General features: G+C 63.8%; 16 protein-coding genes. All 16 read left to right on the forward strand.

All coding sequences use genetic code 11. The annotated features are described in order from the left end of the window. The first annotated feature begins 42 nt into the window (after positions 1–42). Positions 43–507: a hypothetical protein gene (locus G7007_RS08230; protein WP_181100610.1), complete on the forward strand. Its 465-nt coding sequence runs from the start codon at positions 43–45 to the stop codon at positions 505–507. 3 nt (positions 508–510) lie between these two features. Further along, positions 511–852 carry a head-tail connector protein gene (locus G7007_RS08235; protein ID WP_181100612.1) on the forward strand — a complete coding sequence of 114 codons (342 nt, stop codon included), beginning with the start codon at positions 511–513 and terminating at the stop codon, positions 850–852. Continuing rightward, positions 849–1,175, forward strand: coding sequence for a phage head closure protein (locus G7007_RS08240; RefSeq protein WP_181100613.1), 327 nt, complete (start codon positions 849–851; stop codon positions 1,173–1,175). Before G7007_RS08235 ends, G7007_RS08240 begins: the two co-directional genes overlap by 4 nt. A gap of 8 nt (positions 1,176–1,183) precedes the next feature. After that, positions 1,184–1,354: a DUF7210 family protein gene (locus G7007_RS08245; RefSeq protein ID WP_181100615.1), complete on the forward strand. Its 171-nt coding sequence runs from the start codon at positions 1,184–1,186 to the stop codon at positions 1,352–1,354. A 4-nt stretch (positions 1,355–1,358) separates the two neighbouring features. Further along, positions 1,359–1,859 (forward strand): HK97-gp10 family putative phage morphogenesis protein, encoded by a 501-nt coding sequence (locus G7007_RS08250; protein ID WP_181100616.1) that lies wholly within the window; start codon positions 1,359–1,361, stop codon positions 1,857–1,859. Continuing rightward, positions 1,852–2,238, forward strand: coding sequence for a DUF3168 domain-containing protein (locus tag G7007_RS08255; RefSeq protein WP_181100617.1), 387 nt, complete (start codon positions 1,852–1,854; stop codon positions 2,236–2,238). The genes G7007_RS08250 and G7007_RS08255 overlap by 8 nt, the downstream gene beginning before the upstream one ends. Positions 2,239–2,290: 52 nt before the next feature. Further along, positions 2,291–2,788 carry a hypothetical protein gene (locus G7007_RS08260; RefSeq protein WP_181100619.1) on the forward strand — a complete coding sequence of 166 codons (498 nt, stop codon included), beginning with the start codon at positions 2,291–2,293 and terminating at the stop codon, positions 2,786–2,788. A gap of 38 nt (positions 2,789–2,826) precedes the next feature. Then, positions 2,827–3,171, forward strand: a complete 345-nt coding sequence (locus G7007_RS08265) for a hypothetical protein (RefSeq protein WP_181100621.1) — start codon at positions 2,827–2,829, stop codon at positions 3,169–3,171. Next, on the forward strand, positions 3,168–3,407 hold the full coding sequence (locus G7007_RS08270; protein WP_181100623.1) for a hypothetical protein: 240 nt from the start codon (positions 3,168–3,170) through the stop codon (positions 3,405–3,407). The genes G7007_RS08265 and G7007_RS08270 overlap by 4 nt, the downstream gene beginning before the upstream one ends. 33 nt (positions 3,408–3,440) lie before the next feature. Next, the gene (locus G7007_RS08275) at positions 3,441–6,731 is read left to right on the forward strand and encodes a phage tail tape measure protein (protein WP_181100624.1); all 3,291 of its coding nucleotides are present in this window, start codon (positions 3,441–3,443) and stop codon (positions 6,729–6,731) included. Further along, complete coding sequence (locus tag G7007_RS08280; protein ID WP_181100626.1) at positions 6,731–7,069, forward strand: phage tail protein; 339 nt, start codon at positions 6,731–6,733, stop codon at positions 7,067–7,069. Before G7007_RS08275 ends, G7007_RS08280 begins: the two co-directional genes overlap by 1 nt. After that, positions 7,066–7,815 (forward strand): phage minor tail protein L, encoded by a 750-nt coding sequence (locus tag G7007_RS08285; protein WP_181100628.1) that lies wholly within the window; start codon positions 7,066–7,068, stop codon positions 7,813–7,815. Before G7007_RS08280 ends, G7007_RS08285 begins: the two co-directional genes overlap by 4 nt. 2 nt (positions 7,816–7,817) lie before the next feature. Then, positions 7,818–8,573: a C40 family peptidase gene (locus G7007_RS08290; RefSeq protein ID WP_181100629.1), complete on the forward strand. Its 756-nt coding sequence runs from the start codon at positions 7,818–7,820 to the stop codon at positions 8,571–8,573. A 29-nt stretch (positions 8,574–8,602) separates the two neighbouring features. Next, positions 8,603–8,953, forward strand: a complete 351-nt coding sequence (locus G7007_RS08295; RefSeq protein ID WP_181100631.1) for a hypothetical protein — start codon at positions 8,603–8,605, stop codon at positions 8,951–8,953. Positions 8,954–8,995: 42 nt separating this feature from the next. Continuing rightward, positions 8,996–9,625 (forward strand): tail assembly protein, encoded by a 630-nt coding sequence (locus tag G7007_RS08300; protein ID WP_181100633.1) that lies wholly within the window; start codon positions 8,996–8,998, stop codon positions 9,623–9,625. A gap of 56 nt (positions 9,626–9,681) precedes the next feature. Further along, positions 9,682–16,258, forward strand: a 6,577-nt coding sequence (gene gpJ, locus G7007_RS22655; protein WP_181100635.1) for a TipJ family phage tail tip protein, incomplete at its 3' end; no start/stop codon positions are given.

A 16,258-nucleotide genomic window follows, 5' to 3' on the forward strand; every position in this document is an offset into this window, starting at 1 on the left:
ACTTCAAAGGCGCCAGCGATGGCGCCGCACAGGAGCGATCTCATGGCCAACACCAAGAAGCAGGACAAACCCAGCCCGGTACCGGAGCAGGCTACACCGGTTCCCGGAGATCAGGTCGAGAACTCGCCGCCCAGCGGCAGCGACACCAGCGGTGCAGATGCGGCTGCGGGCGGTGTGGCAACCGCTGTGCCCGGCGTTGACCCGGGCGCCAGCGCTGCGCAAGAACCTGGCGGCCCGCCGACCGAGCTGCCGGTACAGCTGGCGCCGGTTGCCCCCTCGGCCGAGGATGCTGCAGGTGCCGCCGCGGATACGGCAGGGCTGGACGAACTCACCTCGAGCGCGCCGGCAGAGGTGAACCCGGCCCAGGTCAAGGTTTACCCGCTGCGCTCGTTCATGGACGAGGGCGAGCTGCGTCGGCGTGGTGGTCCGGGCTACCTGGTGCCGCGGCTCCACGCCGAAGACCTCGAGCGCCGGAGCTTGGTATCGCGCACTCCGCTGGAGGAGTGAGCCATGTCAGTGATCAGCATGGCGCAGGCCCGCGCCCACCTGCGTGATCCAGACGATGACGACGATTACCTGCAGCTGCTGATCGACTCCGCTGAGCAGTCGGCCATGGACTATCTCAACCGCCAGGTCTACGCCGATGCGCAGTCGCTGGCTGAGGCGATCGCAGCCGAAGTTGCCGGCGAGAAGCCCATGCTCAGCAACGCGCCATTCAAATCGGCGTGCCTGCTGATCCTGGGCCACCTGTACGCCAACCGCGAAGACGTGGTGATCGGCACCATCGCTGCCGAGCTGCCCAGAGGCTCGCAGGCACTGCTGACACCGTACCGGGTCGGGTGGGGCATATGAGGGCCGGGCCGCTTCGGCATCGTTGCCTGGTGACCTTCCCACATCGAGAACGGAACGCCTCTGGCGGTGCTGTGCAGGTATGGAAGCCTGCGACCCCGGATCACCTGTGGGCTGAAATCCGGTCTCCCAGTGGCCGTCTGATCGCAGTTGCCGAGAAGCTGGACGCTGTGGTGACAGCTGAAATCATCGTCCGGCCCCGCAGTGACATCGCCGCGGGCTGGCGCTTAACCCGACGCGGCACCACCTACCAGGTGGAGGCCGTGCTACCCGATAACGAGCAGACCTTGATGAGACTTCTGTGCTCGTCGGTCCCCAATCCATGAGGTGAATCATGAAAATTCGAGCACTCGGCCCGCTGACCGGCGCCAATGGCGAGCGCGAGCAAGGCGATGAGTTCGAGGTGACGAAGGAGGAGGCCGAGGGCCTCATCGCCCGAGGCTACGCCGAAGCCGTCCCCGACAAGGTCGACAAGCCCGCCAAGGCTGCCCAGACCAAGGAGTAGTCCCATGGCCCGCCGTTCCAGTCTGCGCGGCGACATCAAGCTGCGCCGCACGCTGCGCAACATCCACAAGAACATGGACAACGAGCTCAAGCCGGCCATGCAGAAGTCCGCCGACCGTGTGTTGGCGAGCATGCGACAGATGATCCCCAGGGACACGGGCGCCGCTGCCGAGGCGTTGAAAGTGTATGTGTCCCCAAGCGGACTGGACGCCCAGATCGGCATCCGGGGCAAACGCGACAACCGCAAGTTCTTCTACCTGCGCTTCATCGAGTACGGGACCAAGGGGTATGTGGGCGGCAAGCGTTCGGGCAACCGCAACCGCCGAGCGAAGAACAAGAGCGATGGCGTGCACTTCTTCGGCAAATATCCAGACATCCCGGCCCGGCCGGCGCATCCGTGGTTGCGCCCTGCGATGCAGGTCAACCGCGAGTACGTGCTGATCGACATCGAGACGGCTATCCGGCGCACGTTGCGCAAGGCAAGCCAGGGGGTGGGCAATGGCTGATCCAGCCGTCTCCCTCCAGGAAGCGCTGTTTGCTCGTCTCGATGCCGAGGTGAGCTGTCCGGTCTACGACGGGGCACCGATGGACGCGCCCATGCCCTACGTGTCGATCGACAGCGAGATCGCTGTGAACACCTCGCCCATTGCCGGGCGCAAGCGTGAGCAGCGGCTGATCTACCTCTCGGTCTGGTCGAATGCCATCGGCCAGGCTGAGGTCAAGCGCATCAACGGCGAGATCGTTGCCGCGTTGGACGAGCGACCACTGGCCTTGTCGGTCGGACGGGCCGTCTCCGTTCGGGTCGAGCAGGTCGGTGCGCAGCGAGACGCCGACGGGGTGACCTACCAGGGTTCGATCACCGTTCGCGTGATCACCACCCACTGATCCATTTACCTGCCGCCACGCGGCTCTATCCAGTGCATTTGGAGACTTTGCCATGCCTGACAATCTGAACACCGCCGCAGGCTGCCGCCTGAGCCTGGGCGGAAAAACCGGCGCCAACACCGAGGCTGATTACAAGAAAGACACCTACATCGGGATCGGCGAGATCGAAGACCTGGGTGAGTTCGGGGACACCTTCAGCTCGGTCACCTTCACCTCGCTGAGCGATGGCCGGGTGCGCAAGTACAAGGGTACGGCCGATGCCGGCGACTTGACCGTCACCGTAGGCCTGGACAACGGCGATGCCGGCCAGAAGGCCGTCAAGACCGCCCACAAGGATCGGAGCAAGGGGGACTACAACCTCAAGATCACGCTCAACGACGGCGACCCCACTGCCAACCCGGTCATCCTGCCGACCACGTTCTACATGCGCGGCAAGGTCATGAACAACACGGTCGCGCCTGGTGCAGCAGACAACGTCGTGCGCCGCAACCTCACCATCGCCATCAACTCGGACATCCTCGAGATCCTGCCGGGCGTGGCGACTGCCTAACCATGGGGCCTCGGCCCCTCACCTTGTGAGACAACCAGATGAGTGATGCCCTCTACGGCACCGTCACCGTGCAGCTTGGCGCACGGACCTACACCCTCAAGCCAACGCTGGACGCGGCACTGCGCATCGAGGCCCGTTTCGGCGGTCTGCGTGGGGCGCTCGAGGCCATGCGCCTGATGAGCATCGCCGCCTGCGCCGACATCGTCATCGCTGGCGCCACGCTCAAGCCAGAGGAACACACGGTGGTGGCCAACCAGGTGTTCGAAACCGGCGTCTCCAAGGTGTCGGCCCAGCTGACCAGCTTCATCACCGTGCTGCTCAACCCGGTACCGCCGAGCGTTGTCGCCCAGGGAAAGACCGAGGCGGACAGCACAGCGCAGTGAAGAACGGCAGCTACGTCGACTACCTGTTCGGCGTGGCCACCGGCTGGCTTGGCTGGCCGCCTGAAACCGCCTGGCACACCCCCATACCCCAGCTCATGATGACGCTCAATGCGCGGCTGGACTGGATGAACCTGAACCGTAGCACTCCTACCGGGCGACCAGCCCCTGCCCAGACCAAGAAGGCCAGCGTTGCTGATCGGCTCAAGGCCTTCATGCGCGGACGTGGAGAAGCGTAGAACCCATACAGCCGCGCTGGCTTGGAGAAATGAATGGCTGACCAACAAGTCCAGGGCATGCTGGTCCAGATCGAGGCGACCACAGCTCAGCTGCGCCGCGAGCTGGCCAACGCCGATTCGGTGGTGGAGCGCAACGCCAGGTCCATCGATCGCAGCCTGTCCCAGGTAGACTCGGCATTCGACCGTGCTGGCGGTGCAGCCCAGCAGGCCGGTGCGCTGATGCGCGGCGCGTTCGCGGCTGTGGCTGGTGCAGGCCTGATCGGTGGCATCATCAAGCAGGTGGACGCCTACGGGCAGATGTCCGACCGCATGCAGGCCGCCGCTGGCAGTGCTGGCGAATACCAGATGGTGCAGGAGCACCTGCTGCAGACTGCCCAGGAAACCTACCGGCCCCTGGCCGAAGCGCAGGAGCTGTACATCCGCACGGCAGACGTCATGCGCAGCCTGGGCTTCAACACCCAGCAGACACTCGACATCACCGACAGCTTCAGCTTCCTGCTGGTGACCAACGCTGCGGCCGCCGACAAGGCCGGGTCTGCACTCGACGCCTACTCGAAGGCGTTGCAGACCGGCAAGGTCGAGGCCGATGGCTGGGTCTCGATCCAGGACGCGATGCCGACGATCGTCAACGCGATCGCCTCGGCCACTGGCAAGAGCGCCGAGCAGATCCGCAAGCTGGGTGTCGAGGGCAAGCTCTCGCTGGATGACCTCAACACCGGCCTGCTGGGCACGGTAGAGGCCAACCGCAAGGCTGCGGCTGAAATGTCCACCAGCGTTCAGGACGCGCTGGTGAACATCAACAACGCAGTTGGCACCTTCCTGGCGAGCATGGAGGAGCGCACCGGCGCCGTGGCTGGGCTGTCCAGCCTGCTGATCGCCTTGGCCGACAACGTCAACGTGGTGGCAGCTGCGATGGCTGGCGCAGGCGTCGCGGCCCTGGTCAACTACGTGGCCAAGTCCGGGCTGGCGCTCAAGGCTGGGCTCATGCAGCGCGCCGCCGAGGTCCAGAATGCTCAAGCTGCCCTGCGCGCCGCAGACGCCCAGCGTCTCTACGCCCAGGCCCAGCTTCAGCAGGCGGAGGCGTCCGTCGCCGCGGCGACCGGGCTGCAACGCCTTTCCCTGGTGCAGAGCGAGCTGATTCCCAAGCAGGCAGCGCTAAAGGCCTCTACTGACGCCTTGGCCATCGCCCAGGCCAACCTCACGCGCGCCGCGACCGGTGGCCTGCTGGGTGCGCTGGGCGGCCCGCTTGGGCTGGCCCTGATGGCCGGTACCGCTGCAGCGAGCTTTCTGCTGCTGAGCGATAACACCGACAAGGCGGGCGTCAGCCTCGAGGAACTCAAGCGGCCTCTGTCCGAGGTGCGTGAGGAGTTCCAGAAGCTGAATCGTGACCAGCGCGAGGCGGCTCTGGTCAAGTGGCAGCAGGAACAGGTCACGGCGGTCGAAAGCGTCAAGGATGCCTACGGCGACCTGTCCCGCTCGATCCGCTCGGCCACAGTCACCGCCCCGGTGCGTGACTCAGGCGGCCAGTACACGAAGCAGCTTGCCGAGTATGAGCAGGTCATCGCCCGGCTCAAGGAAGCGCGCGCCGCTGGCGGAGACCTGGCGCCCATCCTGCAGGAGGTCGGCGCCCGGCTCCAGCTCCCCGCCAGCACGATCCAGAACTGGCTCACCCAGGCTGGCGCCGTCAGCGATGCGGATCAGCGTTCGAACCAGATCGCCCAGACACTGCGCACGCTCACCGGTGTAACGAACGAGAACACCGCGGCCACGCAACAGAACAACGCTGCCAAGACCGGCATGAGTACGGCTGGTCAGACCTATCTGGAAACGCTGCAGAAGCAGCTGGCCGGCCTGCAGGACAACGGCGATGCCACGAAGATCGCCAACCGGTACATCGCCGAGAATGCTGACCTCACCGAGACGGATCGCCTGGCCATCCTGTCGGCGGCGTCTGCGATCGAGGTGCAGAAGAAGGCGAATAAGGACGCCACCACCAGCAGCAAGACGCGCACCAAGGCGCTCAACGATGAGATCAAGGCGCTCGACGCCATCATCGACCGGGCACTACCCGAGAAGAAGCGGCTCGAAGACCTGGCCGAAGGCGTCCAGGGCCTGCGAAAGGCCCAGGCTGCTGGAAAGATCACGGCCGCCGAGCTGGAGCAGGGCATCCAGAACCTGAACCAGGCCTATGCTCAGCCCGCCCTGCAAAAGCAGGCGGCCGAGGAAAAGGCACTGGCCGAGGCCCGACGCAACAGCGCCGAGGCCTACCGCAAGGCAATGGAGGTGGTGCTGCAGACCCGCCAGGATGCCATCGATGCTGACGTGACCGGTGTGGGCATGGGTGACCAGGAGCGCGAGCAGGCCGACCGCCTGAATGGTGTCCGCCAGAAGTATGCCGAGGCCCGGCGCCAGCTGGAGGAGCAGCAGGAAGACAGCTCTCGCCGGCTCAGCGAGGAGACCTACCAACAGCGCCTAGCCGATCTTGCCGACTACCAGGTGCGCGAGCTGCAGATGGAGGTCGACGGATTCGAAGCGCGCCTGCAGGCACAGAGCGACTACCGCAACGGCGCCAAGCGTGCTTGGGCGAACATCCAGGCCGATGCCGCCAACGTCGCCGGCGCCACAGACGACATGCTGACCACTGGATTCAACTCGGCTCGGGATGCGGTCGCTGAGTTCGCGTTGACCGGGAAGGCCAACTTCAAGAGCTTCACCGTCAGCGTGCTCTCGGACATGGCCAGGATCGCCAGCCAGCAGGCGGCCAGCTCGTTGCTGAGTGGCGTGGTGAAAATGGGCATCTCCATGGCCGGTGCCTACTTCGGCGGTGGCGCAGGTAACGGCATGGAAGCAGGCTCGGCGGGTGCGATCTCGTCAAACCTGGGCGCCTCCCAGGCCGGCTACTCCAGTGCCTACTTCCAGGCACTGGGCGGCGCCTGGTCCGATGGCGTGCAGATGTTCGCCAAGGGCGGCGCGTTCACCAACAGCGTGCTCAACACGCCGACTGCCTTCGGCATGGCAGGCGGCGGCCTGGGCGTCATGGGTGAGGCTGGTCCCGAGGCGATCATGCCTCTGGCGCGCGGTCCAGACGGCTCCTTAGGCGTGCAGATGGTAGGCGGTGGGGGAGGCGGCGGGAGCACGGTCGTGCAGGTCAGCGCGCCAACCTACCTCACCGTCGAGGACCGCAGCAACGAAGGCATGCACCTGGATGAAACGGCGCTGCAACAGAGCATGCAGTCGCAGATGCAGAGCGTGGCCGAGCGTGCCGTCGCTGACTCCTGGCGCCCGGGCGGCACCAGTTACCGTAACAGCATCAGGAGGGGCTGATGGCAATCCAGACATTCAAGTGGGCGCCGGATGACTCGGCGACCTGTGACAGCACGATGCGCACCCGCAAGTCGCAGTTTGGCGACGGCTACACCCAGGTCAGTGGCGACGGCCTGAACATCGAGGAGGACAGCTGGGATCTGTCCTTCGGCGGCCTGGCCGAGGAGATCAAACCCATCCAAGACTTCATCCGTGCACACGGTGGCATCCGGGCTTTCCTCTGGACACCACCTGGTGGTGAGCTGGGCTTGTACCGCTGCGAGAAGCACCGCAAGCAGGCGCAGCCCGGCCAGGTCTTCCAGTTGACCGCGACTTTCGAAAGGGCCTATCACCCATGAGCTTGATCAGTCAGTTTCAAAAGCTTGAGCCTGGCGCCGAGATCATCCTGCTGGAGCTGGATGGCTCTGACTTCGGCGCCGATGTCCTTCGCTTCCACGGCCACGCCATACCACACACCGCCCAGGAGCTGGCCGCCGCCGGGGCGAACGCCGACAAGCTGCCGGCCAAGTCTCTCTGGTGGCAGGGCAAGGAGTACGGCGCCTGGCCGCTCGAGCTCAAGGGCATCGAGGCGAACTCCGATGGATCGGCTGTGCGGCCGACCCTGACCGTGGGCAACGTCAACGGGAGGGTGACGGCCCTGTGCCTGGCCTTCGATGACCTGCTCGAGTTCAAGCTGACCATGCACCACACGCTGGCGCAGTACCTGGATGCGACCAACTTTCCGGACGGCAACCCCACAGCCGACCCGAACGAGGAGGCGGTCGAGATCTGGTACATCGATCAGAAGGTGTCGGAGAACGGCACCGCGGTTGGCTGGGAGCTTGCCAGTCCTGGTGATATCGGGGGCGAAACGATCGGCCGGCAGATGACCCAGCTCTGCCACTGGGCCATGACCAACGGCTACCGGGGGCCGAACTGTGGGTATACCGGCCCCTACTACGACATGGACGGCAAGCCCACGACGGACCCTGCCAAGGACCAGTGCAACGGCTGTCTCGACTCCGGGTGCACGGTGCGGTTTGGCCGAGGAAATCCGGTCCCCTTCGGCGGCTTTCCAGCCGTCTCCCTGATCGCGCGGAGTTGACCATGCACAAGCACATCCTGGCTGCCGTGCAAGCGCATGCTGCAGCCGAATACCCGCGCGAGGCCTGCGGCCTGATCGTGGCGGCAGGGAAGGCCCACCGTTACATCGCCTGCGAGAACACCGCAGCTGAGCCAGGCGAGGAGTTTCGTATCTCGCCCGAGCAGTATGCCGACGCCGAAGACCAGGGCCAGGTGATCGGCATCGTGCACTCCCACCCCGACGCCACTAGCAGGCCATCCGCCCGCGACCTGGCGATGTGCGAAGCGACGGCGCTGCCCTGGCACATCCTGTCATGGCCCGAGGGCGACTTGCGCACCATCGTTCCCACGGGCAACACCCCGTTGCTGGCCCGGCCATTCGTGCACGGCGCCTGGGACTGCTGGCAGGCCTGCGCGGACTGGTACCAACGCGAGTGGGGCCTGGAGTTCCCAGCCTACGCCCGCGAGGAAGGGTGGTGGGAAAAGGCCGATGGGCCAAGCCTCTACGAGGAAGCCTACGAGGCGGCAGGCTTCTACCGGGTCGACCAGCCTGCGCGTGGCGACATGATCGTCATGGCCGTGGGCCGGACGGCGCATCCGAACCATGCCGGGATCTTCCTGGGCGATGATCCGCGGTTGCCTGGCGAGGAGTCTGCTGTCTTCGGTACCGGCCCCTTCATGTTGCATCACCTGCTGGGGCGGCTGTCGGAGGTGATCGTGTTCGGCGGCCCATGGCTCGAGCGCACACGACTGGTGCTGCGTCATCACGACGCCAAGTGATACATTCCGCCTTTTCAAGGAGTGATGCCATGCGCGTAATGGTCACGATACTGAGCCTCGCGCTCTTGGGCGGATGCGCCTCGATGAATGAGAAGCGTGCTGCTGGACCGGCCTTTACTGGCAACAGCACGAAACCCCTGGATCAAGTCGCAGAATGCGTCTTGTTCGCCTGGCAGAATCAATCTCTGATGGGGGGTCATTACTCTGCGACGTTACAACCATCGGCTGATGGCGGGAAAACTGTTATCAGCGCGGGGGAAGTTGAGTTTGCGGACTTTAGTGCTAAAAGCAGCGAAACCCAAGTACGTCTTTACTTCCAGACCGGCTTGATGGACTGGAGAAAAAACCGACGAACTGAGGCAGTTGAGAGCTGCCTTTAATCAAACCGCCTTCGGGCGGTTTTTTAATGCCCGGAGGTAAAGATGCCTGGTTCAGAGATTCATTACACGCCTATGACAATCATTAAGCTGTCCGGCTCATTGGCTCAGAAGTTTGGTCGTACTCACCAGCGACAACTCGATAGTGGTGGCACCTGGGAGGCTTTCCAAGCCTTGAAAGCCACGCTGGCAGGATTCGAAGACGAGATCCGTCGCCTCGACAGTTTGGGCCTACAGTTCGCGATATTTCGGAATCGACAAAATGTTGGAGCGGATGCATTTGACCGCAGTGGTGTTCGCGAGCTGCGTATTGTTCCAGTGGTCGGTGGGAGCAAGCGTGGCGGCTTATTGCAAACTGTTGTTGGAATAGCCCTCATTGCTGCCGCAACCATCGCGACTGGCGGACTGGGAGCCGCCTTCGCTGCTGGGGCTGGTGGTTGGGGAGTTGCAGCAGCGGTGGGCGCATCGATGGCCATCGGCGGCGTCATCCAGATGCTTAGTCCCCAGGCCCAGGGCTTATCACTGAGTGCTGCAGCTGAAAACAAGCCGTCCTATGCCTTTGGTAGTGCCAGGAACACCACTGCCAGCGGTAACCCAGTCCCGATCTGCATTGGCGATCGCCGTTGGGGAGGCGCCATTATTTCCGCCTCGATCGAAGCGCAAGACAAGGCCTGAGGCCGAACCAGCAAACCAGCCGCCTCCGGGCGGTTTTTTTCTGCCCGGAGGAAAGTATGGGCGAAGTACCTCACCTGGAAATTACCGGCGCCAAGGGCGGCGAGAGCAAACCCAAGTCGCCCGTCGAGGCGCCCGACAGTTTGCAGTCCACCAACATCGCGAAAATCCTACTGGCAGTGGGGGAGGGTGAATTCGAGGGCAAGCCAACGGACCGTGATATCTACTTGGACAACACGCCGATCATGGATGCCAGCGGCAACGTGAACTTTCCAGGGGTCAAGTGGGAATGGCGAAGCGGCTCGGTTGAGCAGAGTTACATCCAAGGCATCCCAGCCGTGGAGAACGAGAATTCTGTAGGCGTCGAACTGCGAAGCGACAGCCCATTCACGCGTGCCTTGAGCGACACGAAGTTGTCAGCTGTACGGGTGCGGCTATCTTGGCCACGCCTGCTCAGCCAAGACAGCAACGGCAACACCAACGGCTACCGCATCGAGTACGCCATCGACATCGCCACCGATGGTGGGGCTTATGTTGAGGCTCATCGAGGCGCGGTGGATGGCAAGAGCGCCAACGGCTATCAGCGCTCCATCCGGGTGAATTTGCCCGCGTCTACCTCGGGCTGGATGATGCGTGTTCGTCGCATCACACCCAATGCCAACAAGGGCGCGATCGCCGACACCATGACAGTGGCCGGCTATACCGAGATCATCGACGAAAAACTCTGCTACCCGAACACCGCGTTGCTCTACATCGAGTTCGATGCGCAGCAGTTCCAGAACATCCCTGCCGTGACGGTCAAGTGCAAGGCCAAGCGTTGGCCGGTACCCAGCAACTATGACCCCATCGCCCGAACGTACACTGGCATTTGGGACGGGACGTTCAAACAGGCCTGGACCAATAACCCAGCCTTCGTCACCTATGGCCTGTGCGTCGAGGACCGATTCGGTCTGGGCAAGCGCATCAAGCCGTGGATGGTCGACAAGTGGGAGATGTACCGGATCGCGCAGTATTGCGATCAGCGGGTACCCGATGGCGTGGGCGGCACGGAGCCGCGGTTCCTGTGCGATATGAACCTGCAGGGTCGTTCCGAGGCTTGGGTGCTGTTGCGCGACCTGTCGGCCATCTACCGGGGCATGGTGTACTGGGCGCACGGCGCGCTGTTCATGCAGGCGGACATGCCACGCTCCCAAGACATCGACTACGTCTTCACCCGATCCAACGTGGTAGGCGGAGACTTCGTGTACGGCGGCGCCGAGCGCAACTCGCACTACAGCCGTGCGCTGGTCAGCTATGACAACCCAGCCAACAACTACGAAACCGACGTCATCCCATCCACAGACGTCAGTCTGCAGCGTCGATTCCGCGACCGTCCGATCGAGATCTCCGCCATCGGCTGCACGCGTGCCAGCGAGGCGCAGCGTCGCGGCAAGTGGGCGCTGCTGAGCAACAGCCAGGATCGTACCGTCACGTTCAGGACCGGCATGGAGGGGCGTATCCCGCTGCCAGGCTACGTGATCCCTGTGGCCGATGAGCTTGTAGCAGGCCGCCCAAACGGCGGGCGGATCTCTGCTGTTGCCGGGTTGGTTATCACGCTGGACCGTGACACGCCGATCAAGGCCGGCGATCGGCTGATCGTGAACTTGCCCAACGGTACCGCCCAGGCGCGCACGGTGAGATCGGTCAGCGGCCGAGCCGTCACCGTGACCACGGCCTACTCGACCCAGCCCGAAGCTCAACTGCAATGGGCGATCGACTACCAGGACCTGGCCGTCCAGCTCTTCCGTGTGCTGAGGACCACGCGCACCGACAAGGGCCAGTACGAGATCACTGCCCTCGAGTTCAACCCGAGCAAGTTCGCTGCGATCGACACGGGCGCCAAGCTCGATGAGCGCCCGATCAGCGTCATCCCGGTAACCACCGTGCAGCCGCCGGCAAGCGTCACGCTGGCGTCGAGCTACATGATCGACCAGGGCATCGCCGTGAACACCATGACCATTTCGTGGGCGGCTGTTGCCGGCGCGGTGGCCTATGAGGTGGAGTGGCGCAAGGACAATGGCAACTGGGTCCGCCTACAGCGCGCCGGCGCCACTTCGATCGACGTGACTGGCATCTACGCCGGCGCCTACCTGGCCCAGGTGCGGGCAGTGAGCGCCTACGACATTTCGTCGACCTGGAAAAGCTCGGTGCTGACCCAGCTCAACGGCAAGAAAGGTCTGCCGCCTTCGATCACCAGCCTCACCGCCGAAAGCCTGCTGTTTGCCATCGGTCTGGCCTGGGCTTTCCCACCAGGTGCGGAAGACACCCAGCGCACCGAGCTGTGGTACAGCGAAGGCACGGACCTGGCCAAAGCCACCAAGCTGGCCGACCTGGCCTACCCGCAGGACAAGCACACGCTCCAGGGCCTGCGCGCTGGCCAGCGGTTCTACTTCTGGGCACGCCTGGTCGACAAGTCGGGCAACATCGGGCCGTGGTTCCCGAGCGGCACCACCCTGGTGGCCGGTATGGCCAGCGCGGATGCCGGGCCGATCCTCGAGCAGATCAAGGACCAGATCACTGCGAGCGAGCTAGGCAAGGCGCTGACCAGCGAGATCGAGAAAATCAAGCTGATCGATGGCAACGGCCCGGGCTCGGTCAACGAGCGAGTAGGCAGCGCCAAGACCGAGCTGGCCAGGCAGATCAGCGACGTCAACAACACGCTGGCCGGCGTCAAGAGCACGCTTGAGGGGCAGGTCTCCACACTCAGCAAGAACATGGCCGACGCCAAGTCCGAGCTGCAGCAGCAGATCACCGCCGTTTCGACGCTGGCCGGGTCGCTGCCGTACCGCAAGGACAAGACCTACAGCACCAACCAGAGCGCCTTGGGCAGTGACGGTAAGCTGTACCAGGCCCTCAAGGCGGTACCGCTGAACACGCCGCCGCCGAACGCCACCTACTGGACCGACGTAGGCCAGGCCGTCGTCACTGCTGCCGGTACCGCCGCGAGCGTCACCAAGCTGCAGACCGACGTCACCACCCTGGGCGACAAGGTCACGGCCACGTCGGGCAAGGTCGATGGCTTCCAGGCGAGCCTCAACACCACCAACGACAACGTGGCGAAGAAGGCCGATGCCAGCGCTGTCAACTCGCTGAAGCTGACGGTCGACCAGCAGGGCCGTGACCTGACTTCCCAGGGCTCCACCTTGAGCGGCATGCAGACCGCGATCGACGGCAAGGCCAGTTCACAGGCGCTGACCCAGGTGACCAGCCGGGTGACGGCGACCGAAGACAAGGACAAGGCGCAGGATCAGCTGATCAGTTCACAGAGCCAGACGCTGACCTCGCTCAAAGACACCGTAGACAAGAAGGCCGACTCGTCGACGGTTCAGTCCCTGAGCAACGAGGTGAAGCAGCAGGGGCAGACGCTCACGTCGCAGGGGCAATCCCTGGTCGCAATCAACTCCACAATCGGCCAGCTTGGCGGGGAAAACTGGATCTACAACCCCTCCTTCGAGAAGCCCGGTATCGGCGGCCTGGCCGATGGGTGGGCGCGGGCAGGCGGAAGTGGCGTCACCGTCAATCCGAGCATTGTGCCCTCAGCTCTCGCCTCTGGAGAGTCTGCTCAGCGCATCGATGTGACGGGGGTATCAACGTCGGCCTGGGCCAGGATCGGGAACCCTGGGAACAGGCGGATCAAAGTCAGCCCAGGCACTGCTGTAACCCTGTCGGCATATGCTCGCGGTACGGCCGGCTTGGGCGTGCGGTGCGAGATTCAATTTCTCACCTCCGACGGCAGTGGTATCAGCGGTACGCCTGTGGCCGCCAATACCTCGGTGACCGCGGACTATGCCCGTTTGTCGCACAGTGCTGTGGCGCCGCAGGGAACAGTTGAGTGCAACTTCTTTGTCACCTGCTACGGCACCGCAGCGATCAGCTCGGCGTTCCTTGAGGTAGACCGGTGCCAATTGGAGTTCAGCCCCTCTATGAGTGGCTGGCGAGATAACGGCGCGGTCAATGTCGACGCAGCGGCCGCCGTTTCCTCCGCCGTTCAAAGTCTGTCAGGGCGGGTGGACCAGACCGAGTCGTCACTGACCTCCCAGTCGGGATCCATTACCCAGTTGACCAACAGCCTGACCACAACCGATAGCAATGTGAGCAAAGCGCAGAAGGCTGCCGAGGCCGCGAACTCATTGGCAGGCGGGAAGGGGAAAGTCATTGTCCAAGCTGCCGCGCCGGCGACGGCGGACCAGGCCGCCCAGAACCTATGGATTGATACCACCGGCAACGGCAATACGCCGAAGCGCTGGACCGGGTCGGCCTGGGCTGCCGTCACCGACAAGGTGGCGACCGAGGCCGCAGCAGCTGCAGCGTCGGCCTTGAGCGAAGTGGCCAAGAAAGCCGATGCGTCTGCGGTCAGCGCCATGAAAAGCACGGTCGATCAACAGGGGCGTGACATCACCGCGCAAGGCTCCTCCCTCACACGGATCGATGCCAGCCTTGCCAACCTGGGTGCCAGCGGTGTCAATCTGCTGCCTGCCGAGTACAGCGTGTTCGGAAAGACACCGCCGACCCTGGCGGGTAGCAGCTATGCCGCAACTACGGTAGCCGATAGCGCCGCACTGCGCGGGTATGCCTTGAAGTTCGACTGGTCAACCACCTCCAGCGCGCTGACTGCCTTCTTCTCGAAGGCGACCAACCTGGGCGATGCCAACATGGGCGCCAAGCGGCAGAAGTACATCGTGTCGTATTACGCCAAGGCCAGCGTGGCCGGACACGTCATCGCGCTGTACCTGCGAGGGTTCCAGAACGACGGTAGTTCGTACGATAACCCTGGCGTTGTTCAGCAGGCACTGACTGCCGGATGGACCCGGTACTCCTACGTCGCCGACATGAGCGCGAGTGCATTCGCCGGCTCGCAGATGATCCTGGCTATCCAGCTCAACCGCTCGGGCGTGGCAAATCGGTCAGTCTGGGTTGACCGCATCATGGTCGAGCCGGTGGTGAACGGTGCGACCGAGCCATCGACCTATGTACCCGGCAACAGCTTCGATCAGAGCCTGGCCAATGCCGCCGCCACCGCCGCACTGGACGCCAAGGTAACGGTTAGCGAAGGCGCCATCACCAGTGCATCGGGGCAAATTACCGAGCTGCGCAACAGCATTGGCGACGTAGGCGGCGAGAATCTGATCTACAACCCATCGTTCGAGAAACCGGGCACGAATGGTTTGGCTGACGGCTGGGCGGTCGCCAGCGGCTCGGGCGCCACGGTATCGCCTTCTGTGGTGGCTTCTGCGCTGAACCCGAAGGAGTGGGCACAGCGCATAAACGTGACGGGCCTCAGCGCCAGTGTTTGGGCGCGCATCGGCAACCCAGGCAATCGGCGCGTCGCGCTGAAGCCCGGAACGCCGGTCACGTTCTCGGCCTACATGCGCGGCACGGCAGGTCTCAATGCCCGGCCTGAGATTCAGTTCTTGAACAGCGCGGGCAGCGGTATCTCCGGACCGGTAGGGAGTTTCACCGTCGCATCAGGCGAGTTTGCGCGCATCTCGTTGAGCGCTGTGGTGCCGGACGGCACTGTGGAATGCAACTTCTTCGTGACCTGCTATGGCACTGACTCGATCAGCACCGCGTTCATGGAGGTGGACAGGGCTCAGCTGGAGCAGTCATCGCGTGCTACAGGGTGGCGGGATAATGGACAGGTCATAGCAGGCGACCAGTCGGCGACCTCTCAGGCTGTGGATTCGCTTACCTCCACCACGACGAAGCAGGGGGAGAAGATCGAAAGCGTGTCCGACCGCGCCACCTTCCTGGAGAACACGATAAGCAGCCCGGCCAATGGCCTCGGCTCCAAGGCCAGTACCACGGCGCTGAACCAGCTCGGTGGGCGCGTCACCCAGACCGAAAGAGACATCTACGCAGCAGGCGGCACGCTCACGGACATCACCAGCAAGCTGAACGCGATTGGTGGTGCTGGCAGCAACCTGTTGCCCGCGCAGTACTCCACCTTTTCCGAGAGGCTGCCGGGCATCCACAGTGCGGCGCAGGTGACGACAACAGCGCAAAAGGACGACTCCGCCTATTCGGGCTACCTGCTCAAGGCTGACTCAAGTGCCGGCTCGGGGTGGCTGTACTTGGCCGACAGCGCCGCCAACTACACGCTGCGGCTGGTGCCGGGGAAGCGCTACATCTTCTCGGCCTGGATGAAGGGCAGTGCAGCGCACAACGTGGCGGTCCGTCTGCGGTACCAGAACACCTCCGGAGGGGCAACGGAGGTTGGGCTGGGTAGTGTGGACGTGAGCACCACGCTGGCCCGCGTGAGCTGCGTCATAACTGCACCAGGCGCGCTGACTGGGCCTGCCAGTCTGGTGTTCTACACCCAGAACGGCTCGGCCGCGGGAACGACATGGTTCGACGGGGTCATGCTCGAAGAAAAGGTCGGCGAAGCTTCGGCGCCATCTTCCTTCACGCCAGGCAATTCGGCCAACCAGATGATCGCCCAGGCCAATGCTGTCTTTGCTCTGGACACAGCTGTGTCCAAGCAGGGCGAAAAGCTGACGGTCACCGCTGACGGCGTGACCAAGCTGACGGGGGATCTGGGCAAGACGAGCGGCGCCTTGCAGGACGAACAGAAGCTGCGCATTGAGGCCGACTCAGCCT

The sequence above is a fragment of the Pseudomonas entomophila genome (assembly GCF_013523125.1).
GTDB lineage: Bacteria > Pseudomonadota > Gammaproteobacteria > Pseudomonadales > Pseudomonadaceae > Aquipseudomonas > Aquipseudomonas entomophila_B.

Bases quoted from the DNA above. Each gene is read 5' to 3' on its own strand.
- G7007_RS08235 (WP_181100612.1), top strand. From the start codon at position 511: ATGTCAGTGATCAGCATGGCGCAGGCCCGCGCCCACCTGCGTGATCCA.
- G7007_RS08290 (WP_181100629.1), top strand. From the start codon at position 7,818: ATGCACAAGCACATCCTGGCTGCCGTGCAAGCGCATGCTGCAGCCGAA.
- G7007_RS08280 (WP_181100626.1), top strand. From the start codon at position 6,731: ATGGCAATCCAGACATTCAAGTGGGCGCCGGATGACTCGGCGACCTGT.
- G7007_RS08275 (WP_181100624.1), top strand. From the start codon at position 3,441: ATGGCTGACCAACAAGTCCAGGGCATGCTGGTCCAGATCGAGGCGACC.
- G7007_RS08300 (WP_181100633.1), top strand. From the start codon at position 8,996: ATGCCTGGTTCAGAGATTCATTACACGCCTATGACAATCATTAAGCTG.
- G7007_RS08230 (WP_181100610.1), top strand. From the start codon at position 43: ATGGCCAACACCAAGAAGCAGGACAAACCCAGCCCGGTACCGGAGCAG.
- G7007_RS08255 (WP_181100617.1), top strand. From the start codon at position 1,852: ATGGCTGATCCAGCCGTCTCCCTCCAGGAAGCGCTGTTTGCTCGTCTC.
- G7007_RS08295 (WP_181100631.1), top strand. From the start codon at position 8,603: ATGCGCGTAATGGTCACGATACTGAGCCTCGCGCTCTTGGGCGGATGC.
- G7007_RS08245 (WP_181100615.1), top strand. From the start codon at position 1,184: ATGAAAATTCGAGCACTCGGCCCGCTGACCGGCGCCAATGGCGAGCGC.
- G7007_RS08265 (WP_181100621.1), top strand. From the start codon at position 2,827: ATGAGTGATGCCCTCTACGGCACCGTCACCGTGCAGCTTGGCGCACGG.
- G7007_RS08285 (WP_181100628.1), top strand. From the start codon at position 7,066: ATGAGCTTGATCAGTCAGTTTCAAAAGCTTGAGCCTGGCGCCGAGATC.
- G7007_RS08240 (WP_181100613.1), top strand. From the start codon at position 849: ATGAGGGCCGGGCCGCTTCGGCATCGTTGCCTGGTGACCTTCCCACAT.
- G7007_RS08250 (WP_181100616.1), top strand. From the start codon at position 1,359: ATGGCCCGCCGTTCCAGTCTGCGCGGCGACATCAAGCTGCGCCGCACG.
- G7007_RS08260 (WP_181100619.1), top strand. From the start codon at position 2,291: ATGCCTGACAATCTGAACACCGCCGCAGGCTGCCGCCTGAGCCTGGGC.